At 71.2% G+C, this 12,083-nt stretch carries 11 protein-coding genes; 9 read left to right on the top strand and 2 right to left on the bottom strand.

What is annotated here, in order from left to right:
• Positions 1–4: 4 nt before the first annotated feature.
• Genes GLS40_RS05950 through GLS40_RS05935 form a run of 4 tightly spaced genes read left to right on the top strand, consistent with a single transcriptional unit; the run spans position 5 to position 3,873 of the window.
• Complete coding sequence (locus GLS40_RS05950; RefSeq protein ID WP_160381837.1) at positions 5–1,435, top strand: chlorohydrolase family protein; 1,431 nt, start codon at positions 5–7, stop codon at positions 1,433–1,435.
• Positions 1,435–2,424, top strand: a complete 990-nt coding sequence (locus GLS40_RS05945; RefSeq protein ID WP_160381836.1) for an ABC transporter ATP-binding protein — start codon at positions 1,435–1,437, stop codon at positions 2,422–2,424. Before GLS40_RS05950 ends, GLS40_RS05945 begins: the two co-directional genes overlap by 1 nt.
• Positions 2,421–3,386 (top strand): ABC transporter ATP-binding protein, encoded by a 966-nt coding sequence (locus GLS40_RS05940; RefSeq protein WP_160381835.1) that lies wholly within the window; start codon positions 2,421–2,423, stop codon positions 3,384–3,386. The genes GLS40_RS05945 and GLS40_RS05940 overlap by 4 nt, the downstream gene beginning before the upstream one ends.
• The gene (locus GLS40_RS05935; protein ID WP_160381834.1) at positions 3,379–3,873 is read left to right on the top strand and encodes a nucleoside deaminase; all 495 of its coding nucleotides are present in this window, start codon (positions 3,379–3,381) and stop codon (positions 3,871–3,873) included. The genes GLS40_RS05940 and GLS40_RS05935 overlap by 8 nt, the downstream gene beginning before the upstream one ends.
• Positions 3,874–3,882: 9 nt before the next feature.
• On the opposite strand, the gene GLS40_RS05930 is transcribed toward GLS40_RS05935, so the two are convergent.
• Both GLS40_RS05930 and GLS40_RS05925 read right to left on the bottom strand, forming a co-directional pair.
• A complete protein-coding gene (locus tag GLS40_RS05930) occupies positions 3,883–4,569 on the bottom strand; it encodes a GntR family transcriptional regulator (RefSeq protein ID WP_160381833.1) in 687 nt (228 codons plus the stop codon).
• Positions 4,570–4,651: 82 nt separating this feature from the next.
• Positions 4,652–6,019, bottom strand: a complete 1,368-nt coding sequence (locus GLS40_RS05925) for a formimidoylglutamate deiminase (RefSeq protein ID WP_160381832.1) — start codon at positions 6,017–6,019, stop codon at positions 4,652–4,654.
• A 72-nt stretch (positions 6,020–6,091) separates the two neighbouring features.
• Here GLS40_RS05925 and hutI point away from each other — a divergent pair, with 72 nt between their 5' ends.
• From hutI to GLS40_RS05900, 5 genes are all read left to right on the top strand, one after another.
• Positions 6,092–7,291, top strand: coding sequence for an imidazolonepropionase (hutI, locus tag GLS40_RS05920; protein ID WP_160381831.1), 1,200 nt, complete (start codon positions 6,092–6,094; stop codon positions 7,289–7,291).
• Positions 7,279–8,808, top strand: coding sequence for a histidine ammonia-lyase (hutH, locus tag GLS40_RS05915; RefSeq protein WP_160381830.1), 1,530 nt, complete (start codon positions 7,279–7,281; stop codon positions 8,806–8,808). The genes hutI and hutH overlap by 13 nt, the downstream gene beginning before the upstream one ends.
• Positions 8,805–9,602: an N-formylglutamate deformylase gene (hutG, locus tag GLS40_RS05910; protein ID WP_160381829.1), complete on the top strand. Its 798-nt coding sequence runs from the start codon at positions 8,805–8,807 to the stop codon at positions 9,600–9,602. The genes hutH and hutG overlap by 4 nt, the downstream gene beginning before the upstream one ends.
• Before the next feature lie 12 nt (positions 9,603–9,614).
• Positions 9,615–11,294, top strand: coding sequence for a urocanate hydratase (hutU, locus tag GLS40_RS05905; protein WP_160381828.1), 1,680 nt, complete (start codon positions 9,615–9,617; stop codon positions 11,292–11,294).
• 412 nt (positions 11,295–11,706) lie between these two features.
• The gene (locus tag GLS40_RS05900; RefSeq protein WP_160381827.1) at positions 11,707–12,060 is read left to right on the top strand and encodes a hypothetical protein; all 354 of its coding nucleotides are present in this window, start codon (positions 11,707–11,709) and stop codon (positions 12,058–12,060) included.
• Positions 12,061–12,083 lie beyond the last annotated feature (23 nt).

Genomic DNA, 12,083 nt, shown 5'->3' with positions numbered 1-12,083 from the left:
CGCCATGCTGAAACGCATTCTCCTGACGGCCCGCTGGATCATCGGCCACCGCGACGGCGCCCATGTGGTGCACGAGAACGGCGTCGCGGTGATCGAAGGCGACCGCGTGCTGTTCACCGGCCCCGCCTGGGACGGCGAGGCGGACGAGCGGATCGACTATGGCCAGGCCATCGTGGCGCCGGGGTTCATCGACCTGGACGCGCTGTCCGATCTCGACACCACGATCCTGGGCTATGACAGCACGCCCGCCTGGCAAAAGGGGCGGGTCTGGCCGGAAAGTTACGTGGCGGCAGGGCCTTACGAGATGTATTCGCCCGCGGAACTGGCGTTTCAGAAGCGCTTCGCCTTTGCCCAGCTGATCCGCAACGGGATCACCACGGCGCTGCCGATCGCCTCGCTCTTCTACCGCGAATGGGGCGAGACGGCGGCCGAATTCGAGGCCGCCGCCGAAGCCGCCGAGGAGCTGGGCCTGCGCGTCTACCTCGGCCCCGCCTACCGCACCGGCGGGCAGGTGGTCGACACCGCCGGCACCATCCGCGCGGTCTATGACGCGGAGCGGGGCTTTCAGGGTCTGGAAGAGGCCGCCGCCTTTGCCGCCAAGGTCGACGGCCGCGCGGGCGGGCTGGTGCGCGCGATGTTCGCGCCCGACCGGATCGAGACCTGCACCGCCGCCCTGCTGCAGCGCACCCATGCCATCGCCGCCGAAATGGGCGCCCCGGTGCGCCAGCATTCCTGCCAGTCCCCCACCGAATTGCGCCTGGTGCAGGAGCAGCACGGATGTTCGCCCATCGAATGGCTCGACCGGATCGGCGCCATCGGGGCGAACTGGCTGCTGCCCCACGGCACCCAGGCCAGCGAGCGGGATTTCGCGCTGATGGCCCACCACGGGGCGACGCTGGTGCATTGCCCGCTGGTCTCGGCCCGGCACGGGGGGATGCTGCGCTCCGTCCCGAAATGCCGCGCGCAGGGGATGAACATCGGGCTGGGCACCGACACCTGGCCGCCGGACATGATCCTGAACATGCAGGTCGGCATGATGACCGCCCGGATATCCGACGGGATCGACGCGATCCGCTCCGAGGCGATGTTCGACGCCGCAACCCTGGGCGGCGCGGCGGCCCTGAACCGGCCCGACCTTGGCCGCCTGTCCCCCGGGGCCAAGGCGGATATCGCGGTGATCGACCTGCGCCGGTGCCTGCAGACCGCCGACCCGGTGCAGACCGTCATGACCGCCACCTCGGGGCGCGACGTGCGCGATGTCTGGATCGACGGGCGGCGCGTGATGAGCGATGGCGCGATCCCCGGCTTCGATCCGGATGCCGAGTTTGGCCGCGCGCAGGCCCAGTTCGACGGGCTGATCGCGAAATACCCCGAACGCACCCTGAACCATCCGCCGGTCGAGCAGATCTTCGACCCCAGTTACCGGAGGCTTTGATGACCGATACCGTGCTGGACGTGCGCAACCTGCGCGTCGAATTCCCCACCCGAAAGGGTGTCCTGAGAGCCGTCGACGACATCTCTCTGACCATCCGCCGGGGGGAAATCCTGGGCGTGGTCGGCGAAAGCGGCGCAGGCAAGTCGATGACCGGCATGGCCATCCTGGGCCTTCTGGAACCGCCGGGCCGCATCGCGGGCGGGCAGATCCTGCTGTCGGGCGAGCGCATCGACACCCTGGGCGAAAAGGGCCTGCAACGGGTGCGCGGACGCCGGATCGGCGCGATCTTCCAGGACCCGCTGACCTCGCTCAACCCGCTGTTCCGGGTGGGCGACCAGCTGGTCGAGACGATCCGCCAGCACACCGATCTGGGCAAGGCACAGGCCCGCGCCCGCGCCATCGGGCTGATGCGCGAGGTCGGCATCCCCGCGGTCGAGGAGCGGATCGACAACTACCCGCACCAGTTCTCGGGCGGGATGCGGCAGCGCATCGTCATCGCCCTGGCGCTCTGCGCCGAGCCCGAGCTGATCATCGCCGACGAACCGACCACCGCGCTGGACGTGTCGATCCAGGCGCAGATCACGGCCTTGCTGAAACGGCTCTGCCGCGAGCGGGGCACGGCGGTCATGCTGGTGACCCACGACATGGGCGTGATTGCCGAAACCGCCGACCGGGTCGCGGTGATGTATGCCGGCCGCCTGGCCGAGGTCGGCCCGGTCGAGGATGTCGTGCGCCGCCCGCAGCACCCCTATACCGCCGGGCTCATGGGCTCGATCCCCAGCCTGCGTTCGGATGCCGAGGATCTGCGGATGATCCCCGGCTCGATGCCCCGGCTGGACGCGATCCCGTCGGGCTGCGCCTTCAACCCGCGCTGCGACCTGGCCGGGCCGCGCTGCCGCCGCGACGTGCCACGCATCGCGGGCACCGGCGCCGCCTGCTGGCTGCCGCTGGCCGGCTCCACCGCTCTGACCGAGGGAGAAACCGCATGACCCGCCAGACCGCCATCCTTGAAGTCGACGCGCTGGAACGGCGGTTCGATGTCTCTGCCCCCTGGCTGAACCGGGTGATCGAACGCAAGCCGCGCCGCACCCTGCGTGCCGTGGACGGGGTCGATTTCTCGATCCAGCGCGGCCAGACACTGGCCCTGGTGGGCGAATCCGGCTGCGGGAAAAGCACCATCGCCAAGCTGGTGACCGGCCTGCACCCGCCTTCGGCCGGGGCGATCCGGTTCCACGGCGACCGCGACCGGATGCAGATGATCTTTCAGGATCCCTTTGCCTCGCTCAACCCGCGCTGGCGGGTGGGTCGCATCGTGGCCGAACCGCTGCGCACCCTGCGCCCCGGCACGCCCGAGGCCACCGTGGCCGCCCGGGTGTCCGAACTGCTGAGCACCGTGGGGCTGTCGCCCGCCGATGCGCTGAAATACCCGCATGAATTCTCGGGCGGGCAGCGGCAGCGGATTTCCATCGCCCGCGCCCTGGCCGGAGAGCCCGAATTCCTGGTCTGTGACGAGCCGACCTCGGCTTTGGACGTGTCGGTCCAGGCGCAGGTGCTGAACCTGATGAAGCGGCTCCAGCGCGAGATGGGGCTGACCTATCTCTTCATCTCGCACGATCTCAGCGTGGTGCGGCACATGGCCGATGTGATCGCGGTGATGTATCTGGGCCGGATTGTCGAGATCCAGCCGACCGCCGACCTTTTTGCCAATCCGCTGCATCCCTATACCCGGATGCTGCTGGACACGATCCCGGACCTTGAGGCGCCGAACCGCGAGCGCGCGCCGATGGGGGGCGAGGTGCCCTCGCCCGTCTCGCCGCCCCGGGGCTGCAGTTTCCATCCGCGCTGTCCGCTGGCCTTCGACCGCTGCAAGGTCGAGCGGCCCGAGCGCCACGCAGCGGTACGCGACGGGCGGGTCGCCTGTTTCGCCGCCGAAAGCGCCGCCGATGTATGACGCGCGGTTCATGCAGCGCGCCATCGCCATCTCGGCCGAGGCGCTGACCACCCCGGGCACCGAACCCTTTGGCGCCGTGGTGGTCCGCGACGGGCAGATCGTCGGCGAGGGCCTCAACCGGTCGGTGATGAACCACGATCCCACCAGCCACGGCGAGACCGAGGCGATCCGCGACGCGGCCCGCACCCTCGGGACTGTCGATTTGCGCGGGGCCGAGCTCTACTCCAGCTGCGAACCCTGCCCCCTTTGCGTGGCGGCGATGATGATCGCGGGGATTTCGCGCCTCTATTACGCGGCCGACATGGCGCAGGCCGGCGCGGTGCTGGGCGCGCTGCCCGAAAGCAAACGGTTCCCCGTCGACGTCGGCGCGATGCTGGCGCAATGCGGCCTGCCCGCGACGCAACGCGCGATGCCCGCCTCGCAGCATTCCGATGCCGAGGCGGCAGAGGTCCTTGCAAGATGGGCGGCCCTGCCCCCGGCGGGCTGACGGCAGGCGTCAGAGCGAGGTCGTCAGCCGGTGCCCGGGGCGATAGCTGAGCCGGACCGAGGTGACGATCCGCGCCCCGTCCAGCGTGACCCGGTTCAGGCACAGCAGCGGCGTGCCCTGGGGCAGGCCCAGCAGGTCAGCGGTTCCCGCATCGGCGGGTTCGGCGGAAATCGTCAGCTCGCCCGAGGTATAAGGCACATGTTCCAGCAGCCATTCGTTGGCGCTGACCCCCTCGAACGGCGCATCGGCCAGCCCCGGCAGTGCCGGGTCGATCCAGCGGTCCTCGACGGCGTGGGGCTGACCGTCGCCGCTGTGCACGGCAACCAGGTGCAGGCATTCCGCCCCCGCCCCGATCCCCGGCGCGGCATGGCCAAGGGGCGCGGCCATCTCGCGCAGGACCAGCCGGTAGCCGTAAACCGCCCCCGTCTCCTCGATCTCGTGCCGCAGGACGGGTATTTCGAACACCGCGCGCCGCACCGGATGCAGCGCGACCCGGGTGCCCCCCTTTCGCCGCCGGTCGATCAGCCCGTCCGAGGCGAGGCTGCGCAGGGCCCGGTTCATCGTGGCGCGCGAGCAGCCGAATTCCCCGGCCAGTGCGATCTCGTTCGGGATCATCTCGCCCGGCGCCCAGTCGCGGCGGTGGATGCGGCGGCGGACCTTCTCGCGGATGTCCTGCCATGTGTTGCGTCTGCTCATGCCCTGCGCCTCGCCCGCGGATGCCGGTGACCCCGCGCCCTTCCGTTGCGGGCCACCGTCATCGCGACACCGCCCCGCACCCCTACAGCGCCTCGCGCAGCCCGGCCAGCGCGCGGCGGTAGCCCGCCACGATCTCGTCATGCCGGATGTGGCGCCCGCCGGTGACCACATGCCGCCCGGCCGACCAGACTTCGGCCACCGCGCGGTCGTCGCCGGCAAACACATGCACGTCAAGCAGGCGGTCGCCCTCCAGCCCCTCCAGATCCGGGCCGCCGGTGTCCAGCGCCAGCAGATCCGCCAGCGCCCCCGGCGCGATGCGCCCGCAGTCGCGTCCCGCCGCCTGCGCGCCGCCCGTCAGCACCTCGTCCAGCAGCCGCCGCGCGGTGGACCGTCCCGGCGCCGCCAGCATCGCCCGGCCCCGGTCGCGCAGGCGTTGCGAATGTTCCAGCACGCGGATCTCCTCGGTCAGCGAAATCCGCAGGTTGCTGTCCGACCCCAGCCCGATCCGCCCCCCGGACCCCAGGAAGCCGGTGCCGTCGAAAATGCCGTCGCCCAGATTGCTTTCGGTGATCGGGCAGAGCCCCGCGACAGCCCCGGTTGCGGCCAGCGCCCGGGTCTCTCCGGGTGTCATCTGGGTGCAATGGATCAGGCACCAGCGGGGGCCCAGGTCGATGTTTTCCAGCGCCCATTCCACCGGGCGGGCGCCCAGGGCGGCCCGCACCTCCTGCACCTCGGGCATCTGTTCGGCCAGGTGCATGTGGATCGGCCCGTCGATGCCAAGGCCCGTCACCTCGGCCAGCGCCTGCGGCGGCACGGCGCGCAGCGAATGCGGGGCCAGGCCAAGGCGCGCGTCATCGGGCAGCGCCTTCAGCGCCGCGCCCGCCCCCGCGACCAGCCGGGCATAGAGGTCGGGATCGCAGCCAAAGCGCACCTGCCCCGGTGCCAGCGCCCGCCCGTCGCAGCCGCCCTGCCGGTAGAGCACCGGCAACAGGGTCAGCCCGATGCCCGAGATATCCGCCCCGGCGGCGATCCGCGCCGACATCTCGGCCAGGTCGTCATAGGGCACACCTCCCGGTTGGTGGTGCAGATAATGGAATTCGACCGAGGCGCCATAGCCGGCCTCCAGCATCTCCATCTGCACGAAGGCGGCGATGGCCTGCACCTGCTCCGGGTCCAGCCGGTCGAGGAAGCGGAACATCAGCCGCCGCCAGGTCCAGAAGCTGTCCGCCGGATCCGGGCCGCGCGCCTCGGTCAGCCCGGCCATCGCGCGCTGGAAGGCGTGGGAATGCAGGTTGCTGGGCGCCGGGAGGAGCACGTCGACCCGCTGCGCCCCCGGCTCTGCCGTGCTGCCGGGCCGGGCCGAGGCGATGCGCCCGCCCTCGACCATGACCGCGACATCGCGCGCCCATCCGTCGGGCAGCAGGGCCTGGCCTGCGTGGATCATCTGCATCGCCGTCCCCGCTTGACTGTCATAATATGTGCATACATAATCCGAGTCACGCCGAGTCCGCAAGGAAATCCGATGCCCCTCCTCACCCATTGCACGCTGGTCGACGGCAGCCCCGGCTCGCCCCCGCTGGCCGATGCCGCCATCGCGGTGCAGGACGCGCAGATCGCCTGGGCCGGCCCCCTGGCCGAGCTGCCCGGGGCGCATGCGGGGATGGAACGCCACGACCTGGGCGGGCGGCTGGTCACGCCCGGGCTGATCGACTGCCACACCCATATCGTGCATGGCGGAAACCGCGCCGGGGAATTCCGCATGCGGCTGGAGGGCGCGAGCTACGATGCCATCGCGCGCGCCGGGGGCGGTATCGTCTCGACCGTCACCGCCACCCGTGCGGCCACCGAGGCCGCGCTGCTGGCCGATGCCCTGCCCCGGATCGACGCGCTGATCGCCGAGGGGGTCACGACGGTCGAGATCAAGTCGGGCTATGGCCTGGACGTCGATACCGAACTGCGGATGCTGCGCGTGGCCCGGCGGATCGCGGCAGAACGGCCGGTGGAGGTGGTGACCAGCTTCCTTGGCGCCCATGCGGTGCCCGCCGACTGCCGTGACGACCCGGACGGCTATATCGACCGTGTCTGCATCCCTGCCCTGCGGGCCGCCCATGCCGCCGGGCTGGCCGACGCGGTGGACGGGTTCTGCGAGGGCATCGCCTTCACCCCCGCCCAGATCGCCCGGGTGTTCGATGCGGCCCATGCGCTTGGCCTGCCGGTCAAGCTGCATGCCGAACAGCTCTCCGATCTCGGCGGGGCGGCGATGGCGGCGCGGGCCGGGGCGCTGTCGGTGGATCACCTCGAATACCTCTCGGCCCGCGACTGCGCGGTGCTGGCCGAGCGTGGCACGGTCGCGGTGATCCTGCCCGGCGCGTTCTACACCCTGCGCGAAACGCAATCGCCGCCCATCGCGGCCCTGCGTGCCGCGGGCGTGCCGCTGGCTGTGGCGACGGATTGCAATCCCGGTTCCTCTCCCATGACCTCGCTGCTGCTGGCGATGAACATGGCGGCAACGCTGTTCCGCATGACACCGGACGAATGCCTTTCGGGCGTCACGGCCCAGGCGGCCCGCGCGCTTGGCCTGACCGACCGGGGGCGGATCGCGGCGGGGCTGCGCGCGGACCTCTGCGTCTGGAACGTCGCGGCGCCCGAGGAACTGAGCTATCGCATCGGCTTCAACCCGCTCTGGCGGCGCTATTTCAAGGGGGCAACGTGCCAAGCCTGACCCTGACACCGGGGGCGGCGACGCTGCCCCAGCTCTGCGCCATCTGGACCGGCGCGGCCACGCCCGCGCTGGACCCCGCCGCCCGCCCCGCGGTCGAATCCGCCGCCGCCCATGTCGCCGCCGCCGCGAACGGGCCGGATGCCGTCTATGGCGTGAACACCGGCTTCGGCAAGCTGGCCACGGTGCGCATCCCGCCCGCCGATACCGCGCGGCTGCAGCGCAACCTGATCCTGTCGCATTGCGCCGGGGTCGGCCAGGTGCTGCCGCCCGAAGAGGTGCGCCTGATGATGGCGCTCAAGCTGCTCTCGCTCGGGCGCGGCGCCTCGGGCGTGCGCTGGTCGCTGGTCGCGCTGATCGAGGCGATGCTGGCGCGCGGCGTGCTGCCGCTGGTGCCCGAACAGGGCTCGGTCGGTGCCAGTGGCGATCTGGCCCCGCTGGCCCATATGGCCGCCGTGATGATCGGCGAGGGCAGCGCCACATGGCAGGGCGAGGCGCTGCCGGGGGCCGAGGCGATGGCCCGCGCCGGGCTGGAGCCGATCGAGCTGGGCCCCAAGGAGGGGCTGGCGCTGATCAACGGCACGCAGTTCTCGACCGCGCTGGCGCTGGCGGCGCTGTTTCGCGGCTGGACAGCGCTGCAATCGGCCGTGGTGACCGGGGCGCTGTCGAACGATGCGATCATGGGGTCCACCGCGCCCCTGCAACCGGCGATCCACGACCTGCGCGGCCATCGCGGGCAGATCGACTGCGCCCGGGCGCAGCGCGCGCTGATGGAGGGATCGGAGATCCGCGAAAGCCACCGCGAGGGCGACACCCGGGTGCAGGATCCCTATTGCATCCGCTGCCAGCCGCAGGTGACCGGGGCCGCGATGGACCTGATGCGCTTTGCCGCCGGGACGCTGGAGATCGAGGCCAACGCCGTCACCGACAACCCGCTGGTCCTGCCCGACGGCAGCATCGTCTCGGGCGGGAATTTCCATGCCGAACCCGTGGCCTTTGCCGCCGACCAGATCGCCCTGGCCCTGGCCGAAACCGGCGCCATCGCGCAGCGGCGGGTGGCGCTGATGGTCGATCCCACGCTCTCGCATGACCTCAAGCCGTTCCTGACCCCCGATCCGGGCCTCAACTCGGGCTTCATGATCGCCGAGGTCACGACCGCCGCCCTGATGAGCGAGAACAAGCACCTGGCCAATCCCTGCTCCACCGACAGCACGCCGACCTCGGCCAACCAGGAGGACCACGTCTCCATGGCCGCCCACGGCGCGCGGCGGCTGATGCGCATGGTGGCCAACCTGGAAAGCATCCTGGGGGTCGAGGCGCTCTGCGCCGCGCAGGGCGTCGAATTCCGCGCGCCGCTGCGTACCAGCGCGCCGCTGCGGGGCGTGATTGCCACGATCCGCACCGACATACCCGCCTTGCAGGAGGACCGTTACATGGCCACCGACATGACCCGCGCCGCCGCGATGGTGCGCGAGGGCGCGCTGATCGCCGGGCTGCCCCTGCCGGAGTTGCAGCCATGACGCCGGTAAGCGTGACCCGGGGCGACAGCCCGGTGATCCTGGGCATGCCGCACACCGGCACCCATGTGCCCGACGCGATCATGGCGATGCTGAACCCCAACGGGCAGGCGCTGGCGAATACCGACTGGCATCTCGACCAGCTCTATGGCGGGCTGCTGGAGGGCGCGACGCTGGTGCGGGCGAATTTCCACCGCTACGTGATCGACGCCAACCGCGACCCCGAGGGGAGGTCGCTCTATCCCGGGCAGAACACCACCGGGCTGGTGCCGCTGACCGATTTCGATGGCGCCCCCCTGTGGCGCGAAGAGCCCGACGCCGCAGAGATCGCCCGCCGGCTGGAGCAATGGCACCGCCCCTATCACACGGCCCTGTCGGCCGAAATCGACCGGGTGCGCGAACTCCACGGCGTGGCCATCCTGTGGGACTGCCATTCCATCCGCTCGGTCATCCCCTACCTCTTCGACGGCACCCTGCCCGACCTGAACATCGGCACCGACAACGGCCGCACCTGCGATCCCCGTGTTCAGGCCACGGTCAACGAAATCTGCACCGCCTCGGGCCGCAGCACTGTGCTGAACGGGCGCTTTCGCGGCGGCTGGACCACGCGCCATCACGGACGGCCCGAAACCGGCGTGCACGCGATCCAGATGGAAATGGCCTATTCCGCCTACCTCGCCGCCGAGACCCCGCCCTGGACCTATGCCCCCGGAACCGCCGCGCCGATGCGGGCGATCCTGGGCGACTGCCTGACCCGCCTGGCCGCGCTGGCCCCGGCGCTGGCCACCCGCGCCTGAGAGGACACCGAGATGACCGACCCCCGCCACAACACCCGCGACGTCTATCCGCCCACCGGCCCCGAGATCTCGGCCAAGAGCTGGGCGACCGAGGCGCCGCTCAGGATGCTGATGAACAACCTGCACCCCGACGTGGCCGAAAACCCGCACGAGCTGGTCGTCTACGGCGGCATCGGCCGCGCGGCCCGCACATGGCAGGATTTCGACCGCATCTGCGCCGGTCTGCGTGACCTGGAGGAGGACGAGACCCTGCTGGTGCAATCCGGCAAGCCGGTCGGCATCTTCCGCACCCATGTGGATGCGCCGCGCGTGCTGATCGCGAATTCCAACCTGGTGCCGCACTGGGCCACCTGGGCGCATTTCAACGAGCTCGACCGCAAGGGGCTGGCGATGTACGGCCAGATGACCGCCGGATCCTGGATCTACATCGGCACCCAGGGCATCGTTCAGGGCACCTACGAGACCTTTGCCGAGGCCGGGCGCCAGCATTACGGCGGCGACCTGACGGGCAAGTGGATCCTCACCGGGGGCCTGGGCGGCATGGGCGGCGCGCAGCCGCTGGCCGCGGTGATGGCCGGGGCCTGCTGCCTGGCCGTGGAATGCGACGAGAGCCGCGTGGATTTCCGCCTGCGCACCCGCTACGTCGACGAAAAGGCCCGCACCCTGGACGAGGCGCTGGACCTGATCGCGACATGGACCGCGGCGGGCGAGGCCAAGTCGGTCGGCCTGATCGGCAATGCCGCCGATGTCTTCCCCGAGCTGGTCGCCCGGATGAAGGCCGGCGGCGCGCGCCCGGATATCGTGACCGACCAGACCTCGGCCCACGATCCGCTGAACGGCTACCTGCCCCAGGGCTGGACCCTGGCCGAGGCCCGCGCCGCGCGCGAGAGCGATCCCGCCCGGGTCGAGGCCGCCGCCCGCGCCTCGATGAAGGTGCATGTCGCCGCGATGGTCGAGTTCTGGAACGCCGGGGTGCCGACGCTGGATTACGGCAACAACATCCGCCAGGTCGCGCAGGACGAGGGGCTGGAAAACGCCTTTGCCTTCCCCGGCTTCGTGCCCGCCTATATCCGCCCTCTGTTCTGCCGGGGCGGGGGGCCGTTCCGCTGGTGCGCGCTCTCGGGCGATCCCGAAGACATCTACAAGACCGACGCCAAGGTAAAGGAGCTGGTCGACGATCCGCATCTGCACAACTGGCTGGACATGGCGCGCGAGCGCATCGCCTTTCAGGGCCTGCCCGCGCGGATCTGCTGGGTCGGGCTGGGGGTGCGCGACAAGCTGGGGCTGGCCTTCAACGAGATGGTGCGCACGGGCGAGCTGTCGGCCCCCGTGGTGATCGGGCGCGATCACCTCGACAGCGGATCGGTCGCCAGCCCCAACCGCGAGACCGAGGCGATGCGCGACGGATCCGACGCGGTCAGCGACTGGCCGCTGCTGAACGCCTTGCTCAACACCGCCTCGGGCGCGACCTGGGTGTCGCTGCACCACGGCGGCGGGGTCGGCATGGGCTTTTCGCAGCATTCCGGCATGGTCATCCTCTGCGACGGGACCGAGGCCGCCGACCGCCGCCTTGCCCGCGTACTGTGGAACGACCCGGCGACGGGGGTGATGCGCCATGCCGATGCGGGCTATCCCGAGGCGCTGGACTGCGCGCGCGAACACGGGCTGCGCCTGCCGGGCATCCTGGGCTGAGGGCCGCCCGGCTCCGGCCTTGCCGGTGGTCCGGGCCATGCCGCGCGTCCGGGCCTTGCGGCGGGCCAGAGCGATGCCGCCGGTCCGGGACGTATCGCCGGTTGGCTGCGGCACATGCCCCGCGCAGGCCCTCCCGGCCGGTCCGGGTCGCCCCGCCCTGCCCGCGACGAGACGCCGACCGGCCGCAAGCCGGGGAATGGCGCCGCCCCGGTGACCGCCCCCGCCGCCATGCCAGAGCGGGGCATGACACTGCCCCGGGGCACTTCCACGTCAAGGCCTGCGTATGGCATCATCCCGGTGTCAGCTTTCCCGGGCTTTCGCGCCGGGGCATGGCAGTGCCCCGCCCACGGCGCCCGCGTCAGAGCGGCGCATCCCCCTTCCCCAGGGCCCGGGACTCGCGCTAAATGCCGCCATGACGCGCCGTCCCGCCCATTGGCTGACCGCCCTCTTCGCCGCCGTGCTGATCGCTCTGGTCAGCGCGCTGTCGGCGTCGATGATGGCGCCCGAGCGGTCGGACGCGGCGCGCGAGATCACCGAGCTGACCTTTGGCCCCGCCGCCGGGGACTTCTGCGAAACCGGCCATGCCGGGCATGATCACCACTGCCCGTTCTGCCGTCTGCTGAGCGATCCGCCCTCGGTCGATCCGGCCCCCACCGTCAGCCGCCTGCTGCCGCATGACGGCTGGCAGCGCCTGGCCGGGCTGCGGGGCAGCGCACAGGCCCGCGACAGGGCCAACGCCGCCCGCGCGCCTCCGGCGCGGGCCTGATCCCGGGGCATCCCCCGCGAACA

The organism is Pseudooceanicola pacificus, assembly GCF_009789075.1.
Taxonomy (GTDB): Bacteria; Pseudomonadota; Alphaproteobacteria; order Rhodobacterales; family Rhodobacteraceae; genus Pseudooceanicola; species Pseudooceanicola pacificus.
Note: the sequence above shows the minus strand (reverse complement) of the source record. Positions and strands in the feature narration are given on the sequence as shown.